The organism is Arthrobacter sp. HY1533 (genome assembly GCF_027568515.1).
Classification (GTDB): domain Bacteria; phylum Actinomycetota; class Actinomycetes; order Actinomycetales; family Micrococcaceae; genus Specibacter.
Genome location: NZ_JANKZF010000044.1, coordinates 1 through 25,147 on the forward strand (window position 1 = coordinate 1; position 25,147 = coordinate 25,147).

General features: G+C 65.6%; 22 protein-coding genes, 2 tRNA genes and 1 riboswitch. Of the genes, 14 read left to right on the forward strand and 10 right to left on the reverse strand.

The genetic code is table 11. The features are described 5' to 3' along the window. Window positions 1-51 precede the first annotated feature (51 nt). Entirely contained in the window at window positions 52-1,881 is a 1,830-nt protein-coding gene (locus tag PCK14_RS18830) for a phosphoenolpyruvate carboxykinase (GTP) (protein WP_269940057.1), read from the reverse strand. Window positions 1,882-2,171: 290 nt separating this feature from the next. Here PCK14_RS18830 and PCK14_RS18835 point away from each other — a divergent pair. Next, window positions 2,172-2,244 (forward strand) — tRNA-Arg (locus tag PCK14_RS18835). Window positions 2,245-2,472: 228 nt separating this feature from the next. Here the strand turns inward: PCK14_RS18835 and PCK14_RS18840 are convergent. Further along, window positions 2,473-3,204: a FadR/GntR family transcriptional regulator gene (locus PCK14_RS18840; RefSeq protein WP_442864765.1), complete on the reverse strand. Its 732-nt coding sequence runs from the start codon at window positions 3,202-3,204 to the stop codon at window positions 2,473-2,475. Window positions 3,205-3,590: 386 nt separating this feature from the next. On the opposite strand from PCK14_RS18840, the gene PCK14_RS18845 reads away from it, so the two are divergent. The 9 genes from PCK14_RS18845 (at window position 3,591) to PCK14_RS18885 (ending at window position 15,193) form a co-directional block, all read left to right on the forward strand. Continuing rightward, complete coding sequence (locus tag PCK14_RS18845; RefSeq protein ID WP_269940059.1) at window positions 3,591-5,213, forward strand: ABC transporter substrate-binding protein; 1,623 nt, start codon at window positions 3,591-3,593, stop codon at window positions 5,211-5,213. A gap of 138 nt (window positions 5,214-5,351) precedes the next feature. Further along, on the forward strand, window positions 5,352-6,308 hold the full coding sequence (locus PCK14_RS18850; RefSeq protein WP_269940060.1) for an ABC transporter permease: 957 nt from the start codon (window positions 5,352-5,354) through the stop codon (window positions 6,306-6,308). 3 nt (window positions 6,309-6,311) lie between these two features. Continuing rightward, on the forward strand, window positions 6,312-8,345 hold the full coding sequence (locus PCK14_RS18855) for a dipeptide/oligopeptide/nickel ABC transporter permease/ATP-binding protein (protein WP_269940061.1): 2,034 nt from the start codon (window positions 6,312-6,314) through the stop codon (window positions 8,343-8,345). Continuing rightward, window positions 8,345-9,166, forward strand: coding sequence for an ATP-binding cassette domain-containing protein (locus tag PCK14_RS18860; protein WP_269940062.1), 822 nt, complete (start codon window positions 8,345-8,347; stop codon window positions 9,164-9,166). Before PCK14_RS18855 ends, PCK14_RS18860 begins: the two co-directional genes overlap by 1 nt. 101 nt (window positions 9,167-9,267) lie before the next feature. Continuing rightward, window positions 9,268-10,197 (forward strand): dihydrodipicolinate synthase family protein, encoded by a 930-nt coding sequence (locus PCK14_RS18865; protein WP_269940063.1) that lies wholly within the window; start codon window positions 9,268-9,270, stop codon window positions 10,195-10,197. Between the two features lie 88 nt (window positions 10,198-10,285). Continuing rightward, window positions 10,286-11,218 (forward strand): ROK family protein, encoded by a 933-nt coding sequence (locus PCK14_RS18870; RefSeq protein ID WP_269940064.1) that lies wholly within the window; start codon window positions 10,286-10,288, stop codon window positions 11,216-11,218. A gap of 43 nt (window positions 11,219-11,261) precedes the next feature. Beyond that, window positions 11,262-11,948 carry an N-acetylmannosamine-6-phosphate 2-epimerase gene (locus PCK14_RS18875; protein WP_269940065.1) on the forward strand — a complete coding sequence of 229 codons (687 nt, stop codon included), beginning with the start codon at window positions 11,262-11,264 and terminating at the stop codon, window positions 11,946-11,948. A gap of 279 nt (window positions 11,949-12,227) precedes the next feature. Continuing rightward, the gene (locus PCK14_RS18880) at window positions 12,228-13,160 is read left to right on the forward strand and encodes an ABC transporter ATP-binding protein (protein ID WP_269940066.1); all 933 of its coding nucleotides are present in this window, start codon (window positions 12,228-12,230) and stop codon (window positions 13,158-13,160) included. Then, window positions 13,157-15,193, forward strand: coding sequence for a YhgE/Pip family protein (locus PCK14_RS18885; protein WP_269940067.1), 2,037 nt, complete (start codon window positions 13,157-13,159; stop codon window positions 15,191-15,193). The genes PCK14_RS18880 and PCK14_RS18885 overlap by 4 nt, the downstream gene beginning before the upstream one ends. A gap of 59 nt (window positions 15,194-15,252) precedes the next feature. Here the strand turns inward: PCK14_RS18885 and PCK14_RS18890 are convergent, their stop codons facing one another. The 4 genes from PCK14_RS18890 to PCK14_RS19320 all read right to left on the reverse strand — a co-directional run bounded on the left by PCK14_RS18890 (window position 15,253) and on the right by PCK14_RS19320 (window position 19,344). Then, window positions 15,253-15,777: a SixA phosphatase family protein gene (locus PCK14_RS18890; RefSeq protein ID WP_269940068.1), complete on the reverse strand. Its 525-nt coding sequence runs from the start codon at window positions 15,775-15,777 to the stop codon at window positions 15,253-15,255. Window positions 15,778-15,967: 190 nt separating this feature from the next. Beyond that, window positions 15,968-16,810 (reverse strand): winged helix-turn-helix domain-containing protein, encoded by an 843-nt coding sequence (locus PCK14_RS18895; protein WP_269940069.1) that lies wholly within the window; start codon window positions 16,808-16,810, stop codon window positions 15,968-15,970. Between the two features lie 566 nt (window positions 16,811-17,376). Further along, on the reverse strand, window positions 17,377-18,762 hold the full coding sequence (locus tag PCK14_RS18900; RefSeq protein ID WP_269940070.1) for an MFS transporter: 1,386 nt from the start codon (window positions 18,760-18,762) through the stop codon (window positions 17,377-17,379). Further along, a complete protein-coding gene (locus PCK14_RS19320; protein ID WP_333474368.1) occupies window positions 18,763-19,344 on the reverse strand; it encodes a MarR family winged helix-turn-helix transcriptional regulator in 582 nt (193 codons plus the stop codon). A 214-nt stretch (window positions 19,345-19,558) separates the two neighbouring features. Continuing rightward, window positions 19,559-19,767: riboswitch (cyclic di-AMP (ydaO/yuaA leader) on the forward strand. A gap of 3 nt (window positions 19,768-19,770) precedes the next feature. On the opposite strand from PCK14_RS19320, the gene PCK14_RS18910 reads away from it, so the two are divergent. Next, complete coding sequence (locus PCK14_RS18910; RefSeq protein ID WP_269940071.1) at window positions 19,771-20,526, forward strand: transglycosylase; 756 nt, start codon at window positions 19,771-19,773, stop codon at window positions 20,524-20,526. A gap of 29 nt (window positions 20,527-20,555) precedes the next feature. Beyond that, window positions 20,556-21,341 carry a formylglycine-generating enzyme family protein gene (locus PCK14_RS18915; RefSeq protein WP_269940072.1) on the forward strand — a complete coding sequence of 262 codons (786 nt, stop codon included), beginning with the start codon at window positions 20,556-20,558 and terminating at the stop codon, window positions 21,339-21,341. Window positions 21,342-21,536: 195 nt separating this feature from the next. Here PCK14_RS18915 and upp read toward each other — a convergent pair whose 3' ends face one another. After that, window positions 21,537-22,175 carry a uracil phosphoribosyltransferase gene (upp, locus tag PCK14_RS18920; protein WP_269940073.1) on the reverse strand — a complete coding sequence of 213 codons (639 nt, stop codon included), beginning with the start codon at window positions 22,173-22,175 and terminating at the stop codon, window positions 21,537-21,539. 22 nt (window positions 22,176-22,197) lie between these two features. Here upp and tadA point away from each other — a divergent pair, with 22 nt between their 5' ends. Further along, window positions 22,198-22,695: a tRNA adenosine(34) deaminase TadA gene (gene tadA, locus PCK14_RS18925; RefSeq protein ID WP_269940074.1), complete on the forward strand. Its 498-nt coding sequence runs from the start codon at window positions 22,198-22,200 to the stop codon at window positions 22,693-22,695. A gap of 8 nt (window positions 22,696-22,703) precedes the next feature. Here tadA and PCK14_RS18930 read toward each other — a convergent pair whose 3' ends face one another. Together PCK14_RS18930 and PCK14_RS18935 are read right to left on the reverse strand one after the other, a co-directional pair. Then, complete coding sequence (locus tag PCK14_RS18930) at window positions 22,704-22,949, reverse strand: hypothetical protein (protein ID WP_269940075.1); 246 nt, start codon at window positions 22,947-22,949, stop codon at window positions 22,704-22,706. Between the two features lie 284 nt (window positions 22,950-23,233). Beyond that, window positions 23,234-24,430 (reverse strand): DNA glycosylase AlkZ-like family protein, encoded by a 1,197-nt coding sequence (locus tag PCK14_RS18935; protein ID WP_269940076.1) that lies wholly within the window; start codon window positions 24,428-24,430, stop codon window positions 23,234-23,236. A gap of 81 nt (window positions 24,431-24,511) precedes the next feature. On the opposite strand from PCK14_RS18935, the gene PCK14_RS18940 reads away from it, so the two are divergent. Next, window positions 24,512-24,601, forward strand: a tRNA-Ser gene (locus PCK14_RS18940). A 73-nt stretch (window positions 24,602-24,674) separates the two neighbouring features. Here PCK14_RS18940 and PCK14_RS18945 read toward each other — a convergent pair. Then, window positions 24,675-25,147 (reverse strand): integrase core domain-containing protein (locus tag PCK14_RS18945; protein ID WP_269940077.1); only part of this gene is annotated, 473 nt, incomplete at its 5' end.

Genomic DNA, 25,147 nt, shown 5'->3' on the forward strand with positions numbered 1-25,147 from the left:
ACAGGCTCGACCACCGATGGTCGAGCCTGTCGAGACCCTCTTTATGTTTGTCTAGGCCGCGAAGCGCTGCTTCAGGCCGTCCAGCTCGGCTGCCAGCTCAACCGGCAGGGAATCGCCGAACTGGGCGTACCACTCCTGAATGCCAGCGAGCTCGGTCTCCCACTCCTCCGGGACCACCTTGAGTGCGTCCACCATGTCCGACGCCGAGACGTCCAGCCCGTCCAGGTCCAGGCCGCCCTCTTCCGGGACGAAGCCGATGGGGGTTTCGACCGCGCCGGCCGTGCCTTCGATCCGCTCCACGGCCCACTTGAGCACGCGGCTGTTCTCCCCGAAACCGGGCCAGGCGAAGCCGCCGTCGGCCGTGCGGCGGAACCAGTTGACCAGGAAGATCTTGGGCAGCCGCTCCTGGTCGGCTCCTGCGGACAGGTTGATCCAGTGCTTGAGGTAGTCGCCGGCGTCGTAGCCGATGAACGGCAGCATGGCCATGGGGTCGCGGCGAACCACTCCCACGGCACCGGTGGCCGCGGCCGTGGTTTCCGAGGAGAGGGTGGAGCCCATGAAGATGCCGTTCGTCCAGCTGCGCGCCTGGGTGATCAGCGGGATGGTGGTCTTGCGGCGCCCGCCGAACAGGATGGCGTTGATTTCCACGCCGTCGGCCTCGTAGTAGTCCTTGGAGAGCATGTCCACCTGGTCGATGGGCGTGCAGAACCGGGAGTTGGGGTGCGCTGCCGGGCGGCCCGAGCCGGGCGTCCAGTCTTGCCCCTGCCAGTCAGTCAGGTGCGCGGGCACTTCGTCGGTCATGCCCTCCCACCAGACGCCGCCGTCGTCGGTCAGGGCAACGTTGGTGAAGATGGAGTTGCCCTTGACGATTGCGGCCATGGCGTTGGGGTTGGTGGACCAGCCGGTGCCGGGGGCCACGCCAAAGAGGCCTGCCTCCGGGTTCACTGCCCGCAGCTCCCCCTCACGCCCAAAGCGCATCCAGTTGATGTCATCGCCCAGGGTTTCGGCCTTCCATCCCGGGATGGTGGGTTCCAACAGGGCCAGGTTGGTCTTTCCGCAGGCAGAGGGGAACGCCGCGGCAACATGGTAGGTCTTCTTCTCGGGGCTGGTGAGCTTGAGGATCAGCATGTGCTCGGCCAGCCAGCCCTCGTCGCGGGCCATGACCGAGGCGATGCGCAGCGCGAAGCATTTCTTGCCGAGGAGGGCGTTTCCGCCGTAGCCGGAGCCGAAGGAGTAGATGGAGCGCTCCTCGGGGAAGTGCACAATCCACTTTTCCTCGTTGCACGGCCAGGCCACGTCCTTCTGGCCCTTCTCCAGCGGTGCACCCACCGAGTGGAGTGCCGGGACGAAGAACGCATTGGTGGCTTCAAGCTTGTGCAGCACCTCGCTGCCGATCCTGGCCATGATCCGCATGGAGGTAACAACGTAGGCGGAGTCGGTGATCTCCACGCCGAACTTGGGGTCCTGCGCGTCCAGCGGTCCCATGACGAACGGGATGACGTACATGGTGCGCCCACGCATGCTGCCGGCAAACCTTGCGTCCAGGATCTCCTTCATGGCCGCCGGGTCCATCCAGTTGTTGGTGAAGCCGGCGTCGCGCTCCTCTTTGGAGCAGATGAAGGTCCGGCCCTCGACCCGGGCAACATCCTTGGGATCGGAGAAGGCGGCAAAGGAGTTGGGGAACAGCTCGGGGTTCAGGCGGGTCAGCGTGCCTTCGGCCACCAGCTGGTCCGTGAGCTCGTCATATTCCCGCGCAGACCCGTCCACCCAGCGGATATTCTCCGGCAGGGTCAAAGCGGCAACTTCGGACACCCAGGCGGCGAGGCCCTTGTGGGTTGTCATTGCCTGCTCAACGGTTTCCTGCACTGACGCGTGGACCATCGTGGTTCCCTTCATTGGGTGGGTAGGTGGTGTCTAAATGCTATGGCCGGGTTTTCGCCATCTTTGGGCATCGGATATGGGACGTACACACACGGCGGGGAGCAACTTTGGCGTGTTTCCGCGGATTTCCATTTTTGATATGGTCCACATTTGTGATCCAGATCACCTAGACCGGTCTAGTGTCGGGGAACACCGCGGGTTGGGGCCTTTCCGATTTGTACTCTCGTCCCAAGGTGGGTTAGAGTTATTCACGGCCCGAGGGTCAACAAAGAAACAAAGAAACAAAATATGCGTGCGTAGCTCAACGGATAGAGCATCTGACTACGGATCAGAAGGTTGGGGGTTCGAATCCCTTCGCGCGCACAGTTGAGAAAGAGTCCCAAGCTTCGGCTTGGGGCTCTTTCTTTTTGTGTCCCGTGAACTCGCACTGCTCGCCCCCAAATTCGGCCACAGGGGCAACTAGTGCGACCCCACGGCCCGCAAGCAGCGGCGAACCCGGCCCGGACAGCAAAAGGCCCGCACCGGTGCGCCGGCACGCGAGTTTCGCGATGCCAGGCTCCGATGCGGGCCTTGTGAAGCGTGAAGTGGGCGCTAGGGCTCCACGAAGAGCTTGATCTTTGCGCGGATGCCGTCAAAGTGCCGGTTCAGCAGCTCCGATGCCGTGGCGGCGTCCTGTGCCGCGACGGCGGTGTAGATGTCACGGTGCTGGGCTGCGGTGCCGACGAGGTCGGTGCCTCCCGTGCCAATCTCCACATGGATCTTGCGGTAGACCTTCCAGAAGACGCTCATGAGGTTCATCAGGAGGTCGTTGCCCAGGGGCTCGAAGAGCAGGCGGTGGAATTCAGCGTCGGCCTCGGCAAAGGCTTCCCCGCGCGCAGCCAGCTCCTCCATCTTGACCACAGCACCTTCTATGAGGGCCAGGTGCTCCTCGGTGACCACTGCAATGGCGGCACTGATGAGCCCGGATTCCAGGGCCTGGCGGATGTCAACGAGCTGCAGCGCCTCAAGTCCCTCGTGGCGCAGGGACAGCCGGCCACGGAAGGTGAGGCCGTCGGCCAGCGCATCAAAGCTGCTGGGAGCAACAAACATGCCGAACCCATGTCGGATTTCAATGACGCCCAGCGCCTGCAGGACCTTCAGGGATTCGCGTAGGGTGTTGCGGCCAACGCCGAGCACCTCGCACAGCTCACTCTCGGTGGGCATGGGATCGCCCGCATCGAGGTCCCGGTCGAGGATCAGTTCCATGATGTCCGCCTGCAGCGCGCGAAGACGCACCTGGGCGCTGAATCGGGCCTTCGGCACCGCCGTTGAGATTGACAACAAAACTCCTCAAAATATGCGTGCTAGGCAGTCACGCGTTTCTCACTTAAATGGTCTAATCAATGCCGCGTCAGCTTGGCTACAATAATCAATGAGCAAGAACCTGGCCGGCGACTTTGGAGCAGCTGCGCCGCGCGGCCGGCAACGTGACCTAAACCATACAATATCGGATGTCCGACAACTTGCCTACATGGCGCGCTTCCGGGCTTCCGGCGATTTGCGGCAACGGCCGCCTGCGCCACCGGGACCCGCAGGAACTACGGGCAAACGAAACCAAAACGAGACCTGAACGCCACTTGACCAACCCTTGTGATGGCTATTACAGTTTCATCATAAGCATCGGACGTCCTACATCCGATAACTAATAGACGAAATGGTGAGTCAACAGAATGAGCAATACTCTTCAGAACCTGCCTGCGACCCCCGCATCGCGACGCACTTTCCTCAAGGCCGCTGGTGTCCTTGGTGCAGCTACTGCTTTCACCGCCACCCTCGCAGCCTGTGGTTCATCCACTGACACGGGCAAGGACGGAGCCACCGCCGGCACCGTCAACAAGGACCTGTCCATCGAAGCGGGCATCTCCTACTCCCTGTCAACCGGCTTTGACCCCATGAGCTCCTCGGGTGCAACTCCGTTGGCCGCCAACCTGCACATCTTCGAAGGCCTGGTGGAACTCCACCCGGCAACGCGTGAGCCCTACAACGCGCTGGCCAAGGAAGACCCGAAGAAGATCGACGACCTGACCTACCAGGTCACGATTCGCGACGGCGCGAAGTTCCACGACGGCACCCCCGTCACCACCGAAGACGTTGTCTACTCCTTCGAGCGTGTCATGGACCCGGCCAACAAGGCCCTGTTCGCACAGTTCATCTTCTTCCTTGACTCCGTCAAGGTTGTCGACGCAACCACCGTTGAGTTCAAGCTCAAGACCGCATTCGCTGGCTTCGGCCCCCGCATCTCCGTGGTCAAGGTTGTGCCCAAGGCTGTTGCCTCCGCAGACCAGAAGGCCTTCGACGCCAAGCCGATCGGCACCGGCCCGTACAAGTTCGTTTCCGCAGCCAAGGACGACAAGATCGTCTTCGCCCGCAACGACGACTACAACGGCCCCAAGCCTGCCCTGGCCAAGGACATGACCTGGTTCCTGCTCTCTGACGCTTCTGCCCGCGTCACCGCCATGCAGTCCGGCCGCGTCCAGGCAATCGAGGACGTCCCCTACCTGGACGTTGACGCCCTGAAGTCAAAGGTCGACGTTGAGGCTGTCCAGTCCTTCGGCCTGATGTTCCTCATGTTCAACCTGTCCAAGGCCCCCTTCGACAAGAAGGAAGTCCGCCAGGCACTGCACTACGCCCTGGACAAGGAAGCGATCATCAAGACCGCACTGCTGGGCAACGCCACGGCAGCAACGTCCTACTTCCAGGAAGGAAGCCCGAACTACCAGAAGGCTTCCACCGTCTACACGTTCGACGCCGACAAGGCCAAGTCGCTGCTGTCCGCAGCAGGCGTCTCGGGCCTGAAGCTGACCCTGACCAGCACGGACACCGCGTGGGTCAAGGACGTCATCCCGCTCATCAAGAAGAACTGGGATGCAATCGGCGTCGAGACCACGCTGGAGCCGCTGGCTTCCGCCGCCGTCTACGGACCGGACAAGGTCAGCGGCCTGAAGTACGACGTCGTCGCCGCCCCCGGCGATCCGTCCGTGTTCGGCAACGACGCTGACATCCTGCTGAGCTGGTGGTTCCGCGGCAACACCTGGGCCAAGAACCGCTTCGCCTGGAGCGAATCGGCAGAGTACAAGGAAGTCCAGACCAAGCTCGACGCAGCCCTGGCCGCTCCCGAGGCCGATGCCAAGAAGCTCTACAGCGAGATCATCAACATCATCGCCGAAGAAGTGCCGCTGTACCCGATCTTCCACCGCAAGCTGCCCACAGCTTGGGATTCCAAGAAGCTCAGTGGCTTCCAGCCCCTGCCGACCACCGGCGTTTCCTTCGTTGGAGTCGGCCGCACGTCCTAGTTTCAACGTTTCATCGCAGACCTGAGGGGCTGTGGCCTGCTCCCTGGCCACGGCCCCTCTGGTCTGAAACCATCTTTCCTATGACGCAGGGCACAGTTCCCCCGCTGATCCCTTGCAAATAGAACCGGAGTAAGTACATTGGCAAACTTTTTGCGACTGCTGGGACGCCGGCTCGCAGCACTTCCGTTGATGATCCTGGGTGTTACCCTGCTCGTCTTCGTGGTGCTGCAGTTCGCTCCTGGTGACCGTGCCGTTGCAGCGCTGGGCGAAGGCGCCTCACAAGAGGCCCTGGCACAGTACCGCGAGGTCAACGGTCTCAACGACCCCCTTTTCATTCAATACTTCACCTACCTGGGCAAGCTCATCAGGGGCGACTTCGGCATGACCCTGCCGCCGGAAAAGCCCATCCTTGACGTCATTGCCAGCGCCTTCCCGGTGACCTTGCAGCTGACGTTCCTGGGTGTGCTCATCGCCATCGTGATCTCGCTGGTCTTCGGCGTCCTTGCAGCGCTCTACCGCGACACCTGGGTTGACCAGGCCATCCGCGTCTTCTCCATTGCAGCCATCGCCACGCCCTCGTTCTGGCTCGGCATTCTGCTCATCCAGTGGTTCGCCCTGGGCGACAACTCCCTGTTCCCCTCCGGTGGCCTGGCAGACCCGGCCGACGGCTTTGCCGGCTGGCTCAGTTCCATGACGCTGCCCGCGCTGGCGCTGGCAGTCCCCGTCTCGGCATCACTGATCCGCGTGGTCCGCACCTCGATGGTTGAGGAACTGGACCGCGACTACGTCCGCACCGCGATCGGCAACGGTGTCCCGTACACCACAGTTGTATCCAAGAACGTCCTGCGCAACGCCCTGGTCACCCCGGTGACCGTGCTGGGCCTGCGCATCGGCTACCTGCTCGGCGGCGCCGTCGTGATTGAAATGATCTTCTCCCTGCCCGGCATGGGACAGCAGATCCTTAACGGCATCACCAACGTCGACACCAACCTGGTCCAGGGCGTTGTCCTGGTCATCGCCGTGACCTTTGTCCTGGTGAACATCCTGGTGGACCTTCTTTACCTGCTCATCAACCCCCGAATCAGGACGGTCTAAGTCATGCGTAGCAAACTTGCCGAACGGCTCAGTGCGCCTGGCCTGCGTTTCAAGGCCCTGAGCCTGGGCTCCAAGCTGGCCCTGCTCTTCCTCCTCTTCATTGCGATCGTGGCAATCCTTGCCCCGTTCATCGCACCGCACGACCCCCTGGAAACCGGCGACCCCGCCCAGGCACCCAGCGCCGCGCACCTCTTCGGCACAGACCGCATTGGCCGCGACGTCCTCTCCCGCCTCATGTACGGCGCGCAGGCGTCGCTCATGATCGGTATCGGCTCAGTTGCCCTGGCCATCCTGCTCGGTGCAACCCTTGGCGCACTGGCCGCGACGTCCTCCAAGGCCGTCAATGAAGTGATCATGCGCATCATGGACATCCTGATGGCGTTCCCGGGCATTGCCCTGGCCGCCGTGCTGCTGACCTCGTTCGGCAACTCGGTTCCCACCATCATCGTCTCCATCGCCATCATCTACACCCCGCAGCTTGCCCGCGTGGTGCGTGCCAACGTGCTGGCTCAGTACGGCGAGGACTATGTCCGCGCCGAGCGCGTGATCGGTGCCGGCCGCGCCTACATCATGGTCAAGCACATTGTCCGCAACACCGCCGCCCCCGTGCTGGTGTTCGCAACCGTCATGGTGGCCGACGCCATCATCCTGGAAGCCTCCCTGTCCTTCCTGGGCGCCGGCATCCAGGACCCCGACCCCAGCTGGGGCAACGTGATCTCCTACGGCCGCAACCTGGTGCTGTCCGGCGGTTGGTGGGCAACCACCTTCGCCGGTCTGGTCATCCTGCTGACGGTCCTGTCCCTGAACATCCTGGCCGAAGGCCTCACGGATGCCATGGTGAACCCGCGCATCAAGCGCGCCGCCCCGGTCAAGGACGACGACGGTTCGGCAGCTGCCGCCCTGGAGCTCGCCAAGGCCGATGCTGCGGCACGCGCCGCCATCGAGGACCCGTTCGCGGCCCTGAACAAGGAACTGCTGCTTCTCCAGGCCGTTGAAAAGTCCCGTTCGGACCGCCTCCCCCAGGTTGCCGACGATGCCCGCGTGATCCTGGAAGTGAAGAACCTTTCCATCCGCTTCCCGGGCCGCTTCGGCGCGACCCCGATTGTGGACAACGTCTCCTTCACTGTGCGTGAAGGCGAAACCATGGGCCTGGTGGGCGAGTCCGGTTGTGGAAAGTCCATCACCTCCCTGGCCATCATGGGCCTGCTGCCCAAGACCGCCGAGGTCACCGGTTCCATCACCTTCGACGGCAAGGAACTGCTGAACCCCGCCACGAAGCACAGCGACGTGAAGGCCTACGAAGGCCTACGCGGCGAGCAGATTGCCATGGTCTACCAGGATGCGTTGAGCTCCCTCAACCCGTCCATGCTGATCAAGGACCAGATGCTCCAGCTGACCCGCCGCAACGGTCGCAAGACCCCGCACGAGCTGCTGGAACTTGTGAAGCTCGATCCCGTGCGCACTCTCAAGAGCTACCCGCACGAGCTCTCCGGCGGCCAGCGCCAGCGCGTGCTGATCGCCATGGCACTGTCCCGGTCGCCCAAGATTGTGGTTGCCGATGAGCCCACCACCGCCTTGGACGTCACGGTGCAGAAGCAGGTTGTTGACCTGCTGAACGAACTGCGCGAGCAGCTCGGCTTCGCCATGGTCTTCGTCAGCCACGACCTTGCCCTGGTGGCCTCGCTGGCACACAAGATCACCGTCATGTACGCCGGCCAGGTGGTGGAGTCCGCACAGGCTTCCGAGCTGTTGACCCACCCCGCCCACGAGTACACCCGTGGCCTGCTGGGCGCCGTTCTCTCCATCGAGTCCGACGCCGTCCGCCTGCACCAGATCCCCGGCACGGTTCCCTCACCGCGTGAGTTTGCCACCGGAGACCGCTTCGCCGGCCGTTCCCAGCGCCCCGACGCCGACCCGGGCCAGAAGCTGGCATTTGTCCCCATCACCCGCGACGGTGTGACAACCGACCACTTCTGGGCCAGCCACAAGGCCGAGGATGCACTGGCAGTTTCCGGAACAGAAAAGGAAAACGCATAATGAGCAAGCACACAGCTGCCGTTTCCGCGAGCACCCCGGTTATTGAGCTCAAGGACCTGCACGTCCACCACCGGACCCGTTCCGGCGGACTGTTCAAGCCCAGCTATGTCAAGGCCGTCAACGGCGTGGACTTCTCCATCAGCCGCGGCGAGACCGTGGGCATCGTGGGCGAGTCCGGCTGTGGCAAGTCCACGCTGGCCTCGGTCCTGGTTGGCCTGCAGGAGCCCACCTCCGGCCAGGTGCTCTTCCACGGCAAGCCCGCCATCAAGCGCAACGCCGCCATGCGCAAGGAATTCGGCCGCTCAGTCGCCGTGGTCTTCCAGGACCCCTCGACAGCACTGAACCCGCGCATGACCATCCAGGACATCCTGGTGGACCCGTTGGCAGTCCACGGCATTGGCAACGGCGCATCCCGCCTGGCCAAGGTTGCGGAACTGCTCTCGCTGGTTGGCCTGCCCCAGTCGGCAGCCGAGGTCACGCCGTCGCAGGTTTCCGGCGGCCAGCGCCAGCGTGTTGCCATTGCGCGCGCACTGGCACTGGACCCGGACATCATCGTGGCCGACGAGCCCACCTCCGCGCTGGACGTTTCCGTCCGCGCCCAGGTGCTGAACCTGCTCTCGGACCTGAAGAAGGAACTGAACCTGGGCATGGTCTTCATCAGCCATGACATCCAGACAGTCCGCTACGTGTCAGACCGCATCGCCGTCATGTACTACGGACAGATCGTGGAAGAGGGCTCCGCGGAGCAGATCTTCGACAACCCGTCCAACGACTACACCAAGAAGCTCCTCGGCGCCGCGCCGTCGCTGCTTCACATCTAGTCCCCATGTCCTCCCGCTTTGGTGCTCCGCACCAAAGCGGGACCCTCGGACCTGTGGGCCCATAATTTTCCCCTAAATCAACACACTTTTGGAGTAATCCCGTGACTACTGTCGCTTCCCGTTTCCAGGGCGTCATCCCGCCCGTATGCACCCCCCGCACCGCCGATGGCGCCATCGACGTCCCCTCCTTGGAGAACCTGACCCGCCACCTGATCGAAGGCGGCGTGAGCGGCCTGTTCGTCAACGGCTCCTCCGGTGAAGTAACCCACCAGACCAACGACGAGCGCGACACCGTGCTGAAGACCATCGCCGGCGTCAACGCCGGCCAGGTCCCCTTGTTGGTTGGCGCGGTGGAGCAGACCACCAACCGCGTGGTTGAAGAAGCCCGCCGCATGGTTTCCCTGGGCGCCGACGCGATCGTGGCCACCAGCCAGTACTACGCGATCAGCAACGCCGAGGAAACCGGCCGCCACATCCGCACCGTCGCCGCATCCGTGGACGTTCCCCTGTTCGTCTACGACGTTCCGGTCCGCACCCACTTCAAGATGCCCACCGACCTGCTCCTGGAGCTGGGCCGCGAAGGCGTCATCGCCGGTGTCAAGGACTCCTCCGGTGACGATGTCTCCTTCCGCCAGCTGCTGATCGGCGCCAAGGACATCCCGAACTTCGACATCTTCACCGGCCACGAAGTGGTTGTCGACGGCGCCCTCCTGGGCGGCGCACAGGGTGTTGTGCCGGGCCTGGGCAACGTTGACCCGGCCGCCTACCGCCGCATGTACGACCTCTCCGTTGCCGGCGACTGGGCCGGCGTTGCAGCCGAGCAGGACCGCATCGCCGATGTCTTCAACATCGTCTACACCCCGAAGGCAGGCCGGGTTTCCGGCAACGCCGCCGGCCTGGGCGCGTTCAAGACCGCACTGGTGCTCATGGGCATCATCAAGACCAACGTCATGAGCGCGCCGATGCTGGCCCTGGACGAGGACGAGACCGCAGCAATCAAGGTCATCCTCGAGCGCACGGGCCTGATCTAACACCTGTTGGTCCCGGGTCTCGACGGGCTCGACCACCGGTGGTCGAGCCTGTCGAGACCTAAACTTTTTGAACTTCAAAGGATTCTTCATGCGGTATGTAGTTGGCGTTGACCTTGGCGGAACCAAAACAGCGGCTGGCGTGGTCGGCGAAGACGGTTCCGTGCTCCTGACCGGACAGGTCCCCACACTCAACCGCGACGGCGGCGAGGCCATTCTGGACGCCACTGCCGAACTCGTGCGCTCCCTCGTGGAGCAGGCCGCAGCCAAGGGCGCCACTGTCGAGGCAGTCGGCATCGGCTCGGCCGGCGTCATCAATGCCGCAGAGGGCACAGTCATCTCGGCCACCGACGCCATCCTCGGCTGGAGCGGAACCCACATCACAGCGGGAATGACCGCCAGGCTGGGACTGCCCACCACCGTCGTCAACGACGTCCATGCCCACGCACTCGGCGAAGCCCTGCACGGCGCCGGCGCCGGGGCGGCAACCGCCCTCATGGTTGCCTTCGGCACCGGTGTTGGCGGCAGCTTCGTGGTGGACGGGCAGCCACTGCTGGGCCACCACTTTGTGGGCGGTCACATGGGCCATTTTGCCTCGCCGCTCGCCGAGCACCGCGGCGTGCCGCTGCCGTGCTCCTGCGGCCACGCCGGGCACGTGGAGGCCATCGCCTCCGGCCCCGCCATCCACGCCGCGTACCTGCGCCTCGGCGGCAGCCCGGCACTGGAAGACACCAAGGCCGTGTTTGAATCGGCCCGTGCCGGCGACGACCTTGCCCTTGCCGTCATTGCCAAGGCCGCAGCCGCGGCCGGCCAGGCAGTGGGCGGGCTCATCAACATCCTGGACCCCGCCGTCGTGGTGGTTTCCGGTGGCCTGGCCGACGCCGGCAGCCTCTGGTGGGATGCCATGGAGTGGGCCATGCGCGACGAACTGCTGGCCCCGCTGGCGTCCGTTCCCGTGGTCCGGGCATCCCTGGGGAACACCGCTGCCATTGTGGGCGCGGCATCCCTGGTTTTTGCCAAGTAAACTTTCTTCCCTGTAATCAGTCCCAAATTTCCCAGGAGTCACCATGACGCTGAAATTGACCAACCTTGACAGCCTCCAGGGCCAGCTCGTGGTGTCCGCCCAGGCGTACCCGGGCGAACCCATGCGCGATCCCCGGACCATGGCCCAGGTGGCGGCCTCGGCCGTGACCGGCGGCGCCGCAGCCATCCGTGTGCAGGGCATTGCCGACATCCAGTTCGCACGTGCGGCCGTGGAGGTCCCCGTGATCGGGCTGTGGAAGGACGGGCACGACGGCGTCTTCATCACCCCCACGCTGCGCCACGCCCTCTCCTGCGCGCAGGCCGGAGCCCACATTGTGGCCATCGACGGCACCCGCCGCCCCCGCCCCGACGGCCTGACCCTGGCCGAGACCATTGCCGGCATCCATGCCGAATCCAACGCGTTGGTCATGGCCGACTGCGGGTCCTTTGACGACGCCGTTGCCGCCGCCGAGGCGGGCGCCGACCTGATCGGCACCACGCTGGCCGGCTACTCGGGCGAGCGCCCCAAGACGGACGGCCCCGACCTGGAACTGCTGGCCGAGATCGCCGCCGCAAACCTGGGCAAGCCGCTCATTGCCGAGGGCCGCATCCACACCCCCGCCCAGGCCCGGGCAGCCATGGACGCCGGCGCCTTCGCCGTTGTGGTGGGCACCGCGATCACGCACCCCTCCAGCATCACGGGATGGTTCAAGGCAGCCCTGGACGCCTAAGTTCGGCACATCCACCCTGAAAAGGCGGTTTCCACGCGTTGCAACGCGGGGAGGCCGCCTTTTCTGCGCATCCGGGCATCCAAACTGCAGCAAATGCCCTGATCCGGCGCCGAAACCGTCATGTGCTGCTGTTTGGAATTGAGACGCCGGGCGCGGGACACCCTTGGGCTGAACCCGGCCGTATGGAAAAGTGGCAGGTGACCAGCCCCGCACGATTTTGTACTGACTAGTCGGTTCTGATATTTTGGGGCAGCTCACCAACTTTCGAAGGAGCACCCCATGCTCAGCACCAAGCAGTTGCACATCGACGGGCGGCGGCACACCCTACTGCCGGCCACGACGGTGCAGGCACACAAGGCCGAGGTGCTGCTCATCCAGGCCGACGGGCAGGAACGCCGCACCGCACTGGCCCTGGCACTGACGGGCCGCATGAAGCCTTCCTCCGGGACCGTGGCACTGGGCCGCGACGCCTCCATGGCGGGCCTTCGCAGGCGCAGCGCCCTGGTTGACGCCCCGGACGTCAACGCCCCCGAGCACCACCTGAGCGTCCGCTCCCTTGCGGCAGAGGACCTGGCCCTGGTGCCTTTCAAGTTCCGCGACCGCACCCGGCCCACGGAATGGCTGGTCAAGCACGGCTTCCGGGACATCCTGGGCCAGTGGATCGAGGAGTTGGAGCCGGCCCGGCTGCTGCACCTGCAGCTCGAACTTGCCCTGGCCAACCGTGCTGTGGAACTGGTGGTGGTGGATTCCCCCGACCGGCACACGGCCGACGTCGATGCCTGGCTGCCGCTGCTGGAGCAGGCCGCGGCCGGCCGCATGGGGCTGGGCCCCGAAGCCCATGCCGAGACCCCGTCGCGCCCGCTGCTGGTGGTTGGCGTTGTGGGCCGGCTGCCCGACGGCTGGGAAGGGCCCACCGCCGTGGCCGGAAACGCCACGGGCCAGGGCGGTGAGCCAGACGCCGTTGAGCCGGACACAGTTGCCGAGCCGGAGCCGCCGGCACCCGCCGCAGTGCCGGAAACGGAAGCGCTGGCCGCCCCCGAAGATTCTGCGACCGGCACGGAAGCCGAACCCGAACCCGAACCCGAAACCACTGAAATCCCGCAGCCCGTGCCGCACGACGCGGACGGCGGGACGGCGGCGCACACCGGTGCGGCCGACGTCGAACTCTCCGAAGCTGCAGCACCCGAGACCACCCCGAAGGAAAACCAATGACCGTCTTCAGGCTGGCACTGTCCGAGCTCAGGCGCATGACCGGCGGCATCCTGCCCAAGCTGACAATTGTTGCCATGGTCATGGTTCCGCTGCTTTACGGGGCCGTGTACCTCTACGCCAACTGGGATCCATACGGCAACCTTGACCAGCTCAAGGCCGCCGTGGTGGTCCAGGACGAGGGCGCCGTGACCAAGGACGGCAAGGAACTGCAGGTGGGGCGTGATGTTGCCAAAAACCTCGTGGAGGGGCACAAGTTCGACTGGCAGCTGGTGGACAACCCCGAGGAAGCCAACGAGGGTGTGAGGAACGGGGACTTCGCCTTTGCCCTTGTCATTCCGGCGGACTTCTCGGCCAACCTGGCCTCGCCGGAGAACTTCGATTCGGCCATGCAGGCCATGATGAGCGTGACCACCAATGACGCCAACAATTACCTGCTGACCTCGATCGTGGACAAGGTGACCACCCAGGTCCACGAATCCGTGGCGCAGGAGGTGGGACTGCAGACCGCCAACTCGCTGCTGAGCGGCTACGGCACCATCCATGCACAGCTGGTGAAGGCGGCCGACGGCGCGCAGCAGCTGGCGGATGGCGCCACCTCGCTGGATGGCGGGGTGGGGACGCTGAAAACCGGCACGGGTGACCTGCTGACGGGCGCGGATTCGCTCGCGGCCGGGCAAGCCAAGCTGCTCACGGGCACCAAGTCGCTGCAGGCGGGCGCCGTGGCCCTGGACAACGGCCTGGGCCAGCTGGAGTCCCAAACCTCCACACTGCCGGCCGACACCAAGTCCCTTTCTGACGGCGCCGCCGCCGTGGCCGCGGGCAATGCGGCGTTGAACGCCAAGGTCCAGGGCGCCATCGGCAGCGCCGACAAGCTGGACAGCGCGGCCTCCGCTGCAATCGGCGGCAAGCTGGACCAACTGGTCGCCGACGGCGTCCTGACCGCCGCACAGGCGACGCAAATCCGCGATTCACTGAAAACCGCAACCACCAGCCCCGCCGTCACCGAGCTGAAGAACAAGCTGGCAGCCGACGCCGCAGACATCCAAAAACTGGCCGACGGTTCCGCGGCCGTGGCCGGCGGTGCAGCGAAGCTGGCAGGCGCAACGCCCGCCCTGACCTCCGCGATTGGGCAGCTCCATGCGGGTTCCAGCGAGCTGGCGACCGGCGCCGGAACCCTCGCCGACGGCCAGGACTCGGCCCTCGACGGCGCCAACCAGCTGGCCGCGGGAGCAAAGAAGCTGGACACCGGCGCCGGGGACCTGAAGGACGGTTCCGCCAAGCTGTCCGCAGGCGCCACCGAACTGTCCACCCAGCTGCGCAGCGGGGCCGGCTCCATTCCCGACCCCAATGACAAGGACAAGCAGAATGCGGCCGGCGTCATTGCCGACCCCATCCGCGTGGACTCGGTCTCGCAGGCCAAGGCCGCCAACTACGGCTCGGGCCTTGCCCCGTTCTTCCTGGTCCTGGCCCTGTGGATTGGCGCGTTCATGCTGGTCCAGGTCATGCGCCCCCTGACGGTGCGGGCGCTGGCCTCCAACGCCCCAGCGTGGAAGATTGCCATTGGCGGGTGGCTGCCGTTTGCGGCAGTCGCCACGGCGCAGGCACTACTGCTGTACGCCGTGGTGAAGTTCGGGCTGGGGCTGGAGCCGAGCCATCCCTGGCTGACCATGGGCCTGCTGCTTCTGGCCTCGCTGGCATTCACGGCCCTGATCCAGGGAATCGTGGCGCTGCTGGGCACGCCGGGCAAGTTTGTGGTGCTGATCCTGCTGGTGCTGCAGCTGGTCTCCTCCGGCGGCACGTTCCCGTGGCAGACCACTCCGGAACCGCTGCACATCATGCACCAGATCCTGCCCATGGGGCACGTGGTGGAAGGCATGCGGCACCTGATCTACGGCGCGGACCTGGCGCCCCTGGGGCCCATTGTCCTGGGCCTGCTGGGCTACACGCTGCTGGGGCTGCTGCTGGCCTGGGCGGCCGTGGCGAAGAAGAAGACCTGGACGCTGAAGACGCTCATGCCGGAAATCGAGGCCTGACTCGCCCCCGGGTGCCGGGCCCGGCGTCCGGGTGCCGCTGCCCGGCAGCGGCGTCCGGTCTACGGCCGCGGCACCACGAAGTTCAGCAGCTGGGCGTCCTGCCCGTCCAACGTGGCCCAGTCGCCGTCGTGCTCAAAAACGGCAAATGCGCTCGTGGGGAATCCCGAGGCCAGGTCCATGTAGGCGTCCTGGTCGGAGTCGCGCGATGCGAGCCGCAGGGCCAGTGACTGCACGCCCGGCATGTGCGTGATGACCATGAGCGTGCCCACGGTTTCGGGCACGTGGTTGATGACCGAGAGCATCGAGGTGGCCCCGGCCGCATAGAGTCCGCCCTCAAGCTTCGGGGTGGGCGCCTTCTCCCCCAGCTGCTGGCACACCCAGGTGCACGTTTGCCGGGTCCGCAGGGCGGAGGAGCACAGGATGAAGTCCGGCACCACGCCGTTGTCCATGAGCCACTTCCCGGCAAGGGGCGCCTCGGTGTGGCCGCGTTGCGCCAGGGGCCTGTCGTGGTCCTCCACGCCCAGCGGGAACGCCGCCTTGGCATGGCGCATCAGGATCAGCCGTTTGATGTGGTGTTCGCTCATTCCCACAGTTTAGTGACTGTCAAAGCAGAACGACGGCGTCCGCCCCACCAAAGTGGGGCAGGCGCCGTCGTTTTTGGGCCCACACGCCCGAGGGCCCCGCGGTGAGCCTGCGAACGGAGGGAGCGGGTGGATGGGCCCACACGCCCGAGGGCCCCACACCGAGCTTGCGAGGTGCGGGAGGGCGTGGGGACTAGATCGAGTATTCGGGGGCGGCCCAGACAACCACTTCGGGGTGCTCGTAGAAGCGGTAGCCTTCGCCGCGGACGGTACGGACCGTGTTGGCCAGGCGGCCCAGCTTGGAGCGCAGGCGGCGGATGTGCACGTCGATGGTGCGCTCGTTGGGCACCTCGTCGGCGTTGCTCCACAGGCCTTCAAGGAGTTCGTCACGGCCCACGGTGCGGGTGCCGTTTTCCACCAGGTAGTTCAGCAGCTCGAATTCCTTGAACGTGAGGTTCAGGGTGTCGCCGTCCAGGTGAACCTCGCGGCGGGCCAGGTCGATCAGCACGCCCGTGGGGCGCTGGTCGGCGGCCGGGATGCGGATGGCTTCCTGGCGGGGGCGGGGCGCCACGGTGGGGTCGCCGAAGGTGGAGCGGACGACGTCCAGGGGCGAGCCCACGGCGTCGGAAGGTGCAATGGCAACGGCCGCGTAGCTCTGGGCCTGCGGCACCAGGGTCTGGGCGTAGGCGCGGATGTCCTGCGCCAGCTTGGCCAGGGAGGTACCGGCGGCAGCTGCCGTGTCCTCGTCGACGCCCACGTAGAGCACAAAACCGCGGGCCACGTTGTCGGCGCTTACGCCGCGCAGCTTGTCGGCGCCGGAACCGCCACCGGCAATGACCGGGGTGGGGGCCGTCATGGGGTTGATGTCAGCGGCAGGCACGGCACGCAGCCGGGCAGCTGCGCCGGCCTCGGGGCGGTGGCTGGCGCTGTAGCCAAGGTGTTCGGGGCGGCCCAGCTGGGCTGCACCTGCATTGCGGGCACCTGCCTTGGCGGCATTGCGTACAGAGATGTGGACGTATCCGGATGCGACTGACATTGAACTACCTAAGTGTTATGGCCGTACTCCACGGCGCGAATGCTTCCATTGGTTCGTGGGTCCCTGCGGATCCATCGATGCCCTGTTGCCAGGGCGGGCCCAAGGGCCGAGGCTGGTTGCCTGCCGCGCTTTTTGGTGTGCGCGGGGCTGACAGCCGGGTTGGGGGCTAGGCGTGCATTCGACAACTACGCATGAACCGTCCGGTCGTTCTTGGGCGGACAGTTGCTGCGGCTGCAGATTTCACTGAGTGGATGGTCACAGAAGTCAGTTTGCTACGTAACAAAGGGAACTTGCAAGTAACATAGGCGCAAAACGTCCACAATGTGAGATTGTGCGCAGATTTGTGATGGATGTAACACTGTCGTTTTGCTCTCATTTTCGAGCATATTCGAGCAATGAACAGAATCTATTTATCTTATGGACGCATTGCCTCGTCATAAATTTGGCAGATCCACAGTTTTCGATAAATTGGTTCATCACGGAAAAATGCATGCCCGCGGGGCGTCCAGCAAGTCGTCCAAGGCACCCAGCATTCCCCCAGAATTTGACGCTAGGTAAACAATGGTTTACCCAGCGTTCCTTTCCGGTGCCGTTTCACCTGTCGCCTGCGTCCTTCCCGGGGCACCCTCGGGACCACTTCCAGCCGCAACCCGGGGATCGGTAGTATGGACCGCCTGGTGGCCTTCGGGCCGGTGCCACCTCGACACCACCAGGAAGGGGTGGATGCTGCGGACCTGGTCACGCAGCCGGACATTGTTGCGCCGGTTCATCAGCACCAGTGCCCCCAGGCCGGCAAGGACTGCCACCACGGCACCCAGGACCAACGACCACCGTGCACCGAACTCGGTGGCGATCCAGCCAACCAGGGGCGCCCCGATGGGAGTGCCGCCCTGCAGCACCACCATGTAGACGGCCAGGACCCGCCCGCGCATGGCCGAATCCGTGGTCAGCTGCACAGTGGTGTTGCAGGCATTCATGAAGGTCAGCGACGCAATTCCCACGGGCACCAGGGCCACGGCGTACCAGAAGTAGCTGGGCATGGCTGCGGCAATGGCCACGGTGACGCCAAAGGCCAGGGCCCCTCCCACGATGTACAGCATCCGCATGTTCTTGCGCCGGGCGGCCATGAGCGCGGCAGCCAGCGTGCCGATCGCCATGACCGAACCCAGCAGCCCGTACTCCCCCGGCCCCAGGTGGAACACCGTGGTGGCCATGAGGGCGTTGGTGATCTGGAAGTTCATGCCGAAGGTTCCCACCAAGAACACCAACACCATGATCATCAGCAGGTCCGGGCGGCGCCTGATGTACCGGAACCCCTCACGGATCTGGCCCTTGGCCCGGGGCACGCGCACGGCCGGCATGAGCTCGCTGGTGCGCATCCGCCACAGCGAGATGATGACGGCGGCAAAGCTGGCGGCGTTGATCAGGAACGCGGGGCCGGTGCCGACGAGCGCGATGACCAGGCCCGCGATGCCGGGGCCGGCCAGGCGTGCCAGGTTGAAGGAGGCGCTGTTGAGGGCGACGGCGTTGGGCACATCCCCTTTCCCGACGACTTCCGAAACAAACGCCTGCCGCGACGGGGCGTCAAAGGCGCTGGCAACGCCCAGAAGCAGCGCCAATGCATACACGTGCCACAGTTGTACAGACCCGGTGACCACCAAAATTCCCAACAAAAGCGCACAAAGCCCCATGGCGGTCTGCGTGACCAGCAGCAACTTGCGCTTGTTGACGCGGTCCCCGAGCAGCCCGGCAAAGGGGCCCAGGAAAATTATGGGGAGGAATTGCAGGCCTGTGGTGATGCCGGCGGCGGTGCCGGAATGGTTGGTCAGCACCGTCAGGACCAGCCAGTCCTGCGCCACGCGCTGCATCCAGGTGCCGATGTTGGAGACCAGTGCCCCGGTCACCCACAGCCGGTAGTTGTATACCTTCAGTGCTCGGAACATGGAATTCATTTAGGCGCTCATCTCCTGCAGGATCAGTGCCGCCTCATGGAGGGTGGCCCGCTGCTGCGGAGTCAGTGCCGCAACGCGCTTGGCGAGCCACGCCGTCCGTTTGGACCGGGCACGCAGCAGGGCCGCGGACCCCGTCGGCGTGATGGCGACCAGAACCTGCCGCTTGTCCTGCGGGTTTTCGCCCCGTTCGGCCAGGCCGGCGGCCACCAGGTCGTTGACGATCCGCGTCATGGACGGCGCCTGGATCTGTTCGCGGGCGGCCAGTTGGCCCACCGTTCGGGGGCCGTTCAGGATGGCCGCCAGCACCGAATACTGGCCCGGGCTGATCTCACGGCTCGCGGCTTCCGCCCGGAGCCGGCGCGAGGTCCGCATGACGGCCACGCGCAACTCGGCCGCGAGCGGGCCGGCGCCAATGGCCCGCCCCGTCCTGCTGGCCGGCTCCGCAGCCCTGGCTCCGGGACCCTGGCCGCCGCCTTCCCCGCCCGGCGCAGGGCCGCCAGACGCGGGCTGCACAGGGGCGCCCGACCCGGGGGCCGGCGTCGTGCTTTTTGGGACGGGGGTGCTGCGGAAAGTTTCGGTCACGGAGGCTCATCTGCTTAGGTCATGTACGTTTCGTATCTCTAGGCAACCATTCTAGATCTTTAGCATTGCTAAGTAAATGACTGCTTCGTCACGCGAGGAAAGGTTGCTACAACGGTCGTTACCAAAATGTGACATGTGGTCTCGAGTCGGTTACGCTGGCAGAAGTGCCCGCCGAACCAACCACGGTTCAGGGCGCCAATGGACGGTTCGCCGAGCTCTGCCGCCGCCCATTCCCCTCAAACATGGCAGAGACGGGGGACCCAATCTTTGCGGGTCTCCTTTTCATGGAGGCCCTTGGGGTTAATCCGTGCAGCCGGCAGCGAACCACGCAGCACTTTGGTGCCGTGGACCGCGCCCGGAACCGCACGGCCGGATTCTCTAGTCCGTTCCCGACAGCTCACCTCGCAGGCGTAGAGAGGCTCCTCCATGTCTTCAGCACCCCAGCGCGGCCGACGCCGCGCCGAATCAACCCGCCGTCCCTCACTTTTCGGCTTCGCACCGGCCCGCGCGGGCAGCCGCGCCGCCGCCCCGAAGGCCGTGACCGCCACCGCCAAGTGCATGGCCGGCGTTGCCATTGTCGGAGCCCTCGTGGCCGCCAGCGCCGTGGCCCAGCAGGTGGGCTCCCCCGCCAGTGACGCCCAGGCAAACGATTCCCTCAGCAGCCTGGTTTCGGCCGTGGACAAGGCCACCCAGCCTGCCGCAGTGTCCGCCCCGAGCGATGCCGCCATCAAGTTCAGCGACCTTTCGGTCACCTCAAGCGCATCGCCGACTCCCGCAGCCACCACGCCTGCCCCCGTCAAGGCCGAGGCCGAGTCAGTCACCCCCGAGGCAACCGCGCCCGCCGCCGCAAAGGCCGCCGCCCCCGTCGTTGTGGACGATCCCGAAGCCGCCAAGGCCTACGCCGCCGGCCAGATGGCCGCCCACGGCTGGGGCGCAGACCAGATGAGCTGCCTGAACCTGCTGTGGCAGCGCGAGTCCGAGTGGCTGACCTCCGCGGAGAACGCCTCGAGCGGCGCCTACGGCATTGCACAGTCCCTGCCCGCCGAGAAGATGGCCAGCACCGGCAGTGACTGGGCCACCAACTACCAGACGCAGATCCGCTGGGGCCTGAGCTACATTGAGGGCCGCTACGGCTCACCCTGCGGCGCCTGGGGCCACTCCGAGTCCGTGGGCTGGTACTAAGCAAGATTCTTGTGGGGAAGGGGGACCTCATGGCTGAGCAAGCGGCCTTGATCGCGGCACTGGGGCTGGCCCCCGTGCCCGCCGGAACGGTTCAGCTGCGCGATGCCCGCACGGGCTCCACGCGCGGCGTGGAACTGCTGCCGTTTTCCCTGGCCCGCACCCAGCTGACCTGTGCCTCCTGGCAGCTTCTGGCGGACGACGGCGCGGCCCCGCCTGCCCTGTCCGCGCGCCCCATGCACCCTGTCACCTGGTTTGACGCCGTCCGGTGGTGCAACGCCGCCTCCGAACTGGCCGGCCTGGCGCCGGCCTACGCCATCAGCGGGCGCGAGGTCTCCTGGGACCCCAGCTCCGATGGCGTGCGCCTTCCCACGGAGGCTGAATGGGAGTGGGCGGCACGCGCCGGGACCACCACGCCGGTATATGGCGAGCTGGCAGACATTGCCTGGATTTCATCCGATGCGGTTGAGGGGCCGCAGGATGTTGCCGGCAAGCTGCCCAACGGCTTTGGCCTGTTCGACATGATCGGCAACGTGTGGGAATGGTGCTGGGACTACGCCGACACGGCCCGCTATGGCGACTACAGGAGCCTGCGCGGCGCCGGCTGGGACGACCGGGCCTGGAGCGCCCGCGCCTCGGTCCGCCGCGGCAGCGCGCCGGACGCCGTCCTGGAGGATGTGGGGTTCCGCGTGGCGCGCGGCGCCGTTGCCGCACCCGGCGTTGCTGCGGCCCAGGGCTGGTCAGCCGCCGCAGACCGGGAGCGCGCGTCGGTCAAGGGCCCGCTGCCCGTCGGCTGGACGCCGCTGGGCAGGCACTAGCCGCCACCTGAATTTGATCCTGCGCGCCATTTGGGACTAACCATGCGCAGATACAGAAGTGGGGGGGGGGGGGGGGGGGGGGGCGGGGCCCCGCCGGGGACAGACATAGTTAACACGAACCAACCCCCCGGGCGGGGTGAGACTGTGGGGGGGGTGTTGGTAACACCAACCCCCCCCCCACTTCAGTGAAATTATTTAGTCGACCACGCCGTAGAGGCGGTCGCCGGCGTCGCCCAGTCCCGGGACAATGTAGGACTGCTCGTTCAGGCCCTCGTCAATGGAGGCCAGGACCACGTGGACGTTGTCGCGGTCCCCGTGCGCTGCTTCCAGCTTGGCCAGGCCCTCGGGGGCGGCCAGCAGGCAGATGCAGGTGATGTCCGCGGCACCGCGGTCGAACAGGAACTTGAAGGCCTCGATCAACGTGCCACCGGTGGCCAGCATGGGGTCAAGAACGTACACCTGGCGGCCGGTGAGGTCTTCGGGGAGGCGCTCGGCATAGGTGATGGCCTCGAGGGTTTCCTCGTTGCGGGCCATGCCCAGGAAGCCAACCTCGGCGGTGGGCAGCAGGCGGGTCATGCCTTCAAGCATGCCCAGGCCGGCGCGCAGGATCGGCACCACCAGGGGCGTGGGCTTGACCAGTCCGGTGCCGATGGTGGAGGTCACGGGCGTCTCAATGTTGACGGGCTCAACGCGCACTTCGCGGGTTGCCTCGTAGGCCAGCAGGGTGACAAGCTCCTCCGTCAGTTGCCGGAAAACCGGTGACGGGGTGGTCTTGTCCCGCAGGACGGTCAACTTGTGGGCAATAAGCGGATGATCCGCAACCAGTACGCGCATGAATAAAAGCTACCATTGAGCCGTGCCCAACACACCGGAATCCCGCCAAATCGAGACAACCACCACGCAGCAACACGCGGCCTGGATGGGCCTTGCTCTCGAGGAAGCCCGGCGCGCGCTGCTGACGGCCGACGTGCCGATCGGGGCCGTGGTCCTGGGGCCCGACGGCGGCGTGCTGAGTTTGGGGCGCAACGAACGGGAAGCGCATGGGGACCCCACGGCGCATGCCGAGGTGGTGGCCATCCGCGAGGCTGCGGCAAACCTTGGTTCCTGGCGGCTTGCGGACTGCACGCTGGTGGTCACGCTGGAACCGTGCACCATGTGTGCCGGGGCCATTGTGCTGGCACGGGTTCCGCGCGTTGTTTTTGGTGCCTGGGACGAGAAGGCCGGGGCTGCGGGCTCCGTGTTTGACGTGCTGCGCGAACGCCGACTCAACCACTGGGTCGAGGTGTTCCCCGGGGTCCGCGAGGACGAATGCGCAGCCCTGTTGAAGGATTTTTTCGGAGCGCACCGGCAATAGACCGGATGCTACGGCTCGATCTGCAGCGGCTTTGCGGGATTGATGCAGTCCACCAGCTCCAGGCCCGGGTCCTGGCCTGGGGCCCCGACTCCATTTATGCGGTTGTTCACGCCTGTGTCATCGCACCAGTCAAGGTTGTGGGGCCAGGCCATCACGGTGGCCGTGCCCGGCTCTGCGGTCCCAGGCACGGCCAACTCAAAAGTGAATCCGCCGTCGTCCGACATGGGCCCCAGACCGTGAAAAATCTCAACCATGTTCGAATCCATGATGCTGACCTCAATCTGCGCATTTTGGCCATACCGCGGGTGGCAGGTGGAGTCGCTGGCTGTCAGGGTCACCGTTCCGCCAGGCTTGGCTGTCCGCGCACTGAGGGTAAAGGGCGGAGGAAGGCAGGGGCCGGTGTAGCCTGGCGAAGGGTCTGATGGGGACGGCACAGCCCCCGTCGGAGTCACGTGTGGCGCTCCTGTGCATCCGGCGATGGCCAGCATGACAGCGGCCAGCACGGTTCCCGCCCGCAAGGTAGCTGGCCGGCGCATGGTCAGGCCCCGGCCGCCGCGTCCAGGGCGTCGATCCGCTTTTGCCGGCTGGCGGGCGAATCGAGGCTGAAGGAGCGGAAGTCGCCGAGGTCCTCACGGATGAACGCCTCCACCTCGGCGATGCGCCGGGTGACGGCCGCAGTGGGCGCGTGGAAGAGCCAGTTGGCAATGCGTTCACGGGCAGGATCGTACTGCCACAGGCCGATGATGCGCCCGCGGTCCACGATGGGGTGGTCGGGCAGGTCGGCGGTCAGGGCCAGTTTCTCCTTGCCGATGGCCAGCTCCCGGTCCTCCTCGGCGACATGGTCCGAGGCATTGCGGCGCAGCAGGAACAGGGCGTCGGAGCCGGCCAGCAGCTGGATCTGCTCCTCCCCCGGGGTCTTGAAGTCCGCGGCGGCACTGGCGTCGGCCGGGAGCATCCACAGCCCGTCCGGGTCAACGGCGTCGGACTCCACGGCACCGGCGGCTGCGAGCGCGGCCTTGCTCTGGGCCACTGTGAAAGCCGTGAACCACTGCGTCTGCTTGAGCGTGGCGCCGCCGGTCCAGGCGAGGTAGTTCTCCATGAGGCGGGCGCGGGCCTGTTCCGGGGATTCCGCGGCGGGCGGCAGGCCCCAGGCGGTGTAGGCGTAGCGCTGCTGGTCGAGCCGGCCGTTGACGGGCACACGGCGAATGCGCCCGTCGGCCTGCAGCAGGCCCAGCACTGTGGGCAGCGTGGTGGAGGCGCCCTTTTTCTTGCCTTCCTCGCCGAGGCTGCGGACGGCGTCGCCCAGGCGGTCCTTGAGTTCCTTGGGGTCCAATGGTCCCTCCCCCTTGGCGGCAGCTTCCTGAAGCACGGCGAGGGTCTTGTTTTCGAGTTCCTGGACCTCGCTGCGTTCGACGCCGAGCCGGTCCAGCACCTTGACCACGGCTTCGGCGGGTCCCCGGCCAAGCGACAGCGCCCAGGCAAAGTCGTCCTGGCCCAGTACATAGGTGCAGCCGCGCGCCGTCGGAAGTTCATGGATGCGCAGGGCAGCAGCCTCGGCGTCGGCCTGCTCGCGCCGGATGCCCGCCCGCGCGAAGAGCGTCAGGTAGGGATTGGCGCCGCCAATGGAGCGCGCCCAGCCCGCCCTGCTGTAAACATCCGCGGCACTGCTGCCCGCCAATGACCCGTCCAGGCCCTGTTTGTGCCAGCTCCAGGCACGCCGTGTTTCGCTGTCCATGAGCCCATCTTGCCCCATGTTCTCGTCTTGGTGGGGGCTCATTTTTGTTGTGGGGCGTTGACCCGGTAAGGTTGACGCGTTGGTGACGTGTCCGAGCGGCCGAAGGTGCAACACTCGAAATGTTGTTCAGGTGAGAGCCTGACGTGGGTTCAAATCCCACCGTCACCGCCAATGTGATGTCTCGGGTCATAGTTCCCACTATGTCCCGAGACATCGTTCCCACTCCTTGTAGGGGACGAAATAGTTACACCCCGGTCTTCTGATCGGGGTGTTTCTTTTTGCCCTGATAGTCCTTGCTGTCGTCAAGGATGAATTCGGCGATGATCTCTGCGGTGTCGTGGTGAATGACGATGACGTCGTTGTCCTTGACCAGGATCCGGACTTTCTCGTGTTTGTAGGCCCGTCCGATGCCCAAATGACGGAGTCTTCCTGCGTAGCGCAGGCTCACCGTGCCTGTCTCATCGATGCGGTCCATGCGGGCCCGGAAGTGTTCCTGGCCTGGCAGTTGTTTCGGCACTGCTTTCGGTGTCCCCTGGTAGGCGGTGGCCGGTGTGCGCCTGTTCAAGGCCCGGTGGGGGCGGTGGTCGTTGTAGATGTGCTGGAATTCCCGCAGCTGGGTGTTGAGTTCCTCCAGGGTCCAGGCCGCGGGTTGTCTGGCGAGCCAGAGCTTGAGGGTTTGATGGAATCGCTCGATCTTGCCTTGGGTTTGTGGGTGGT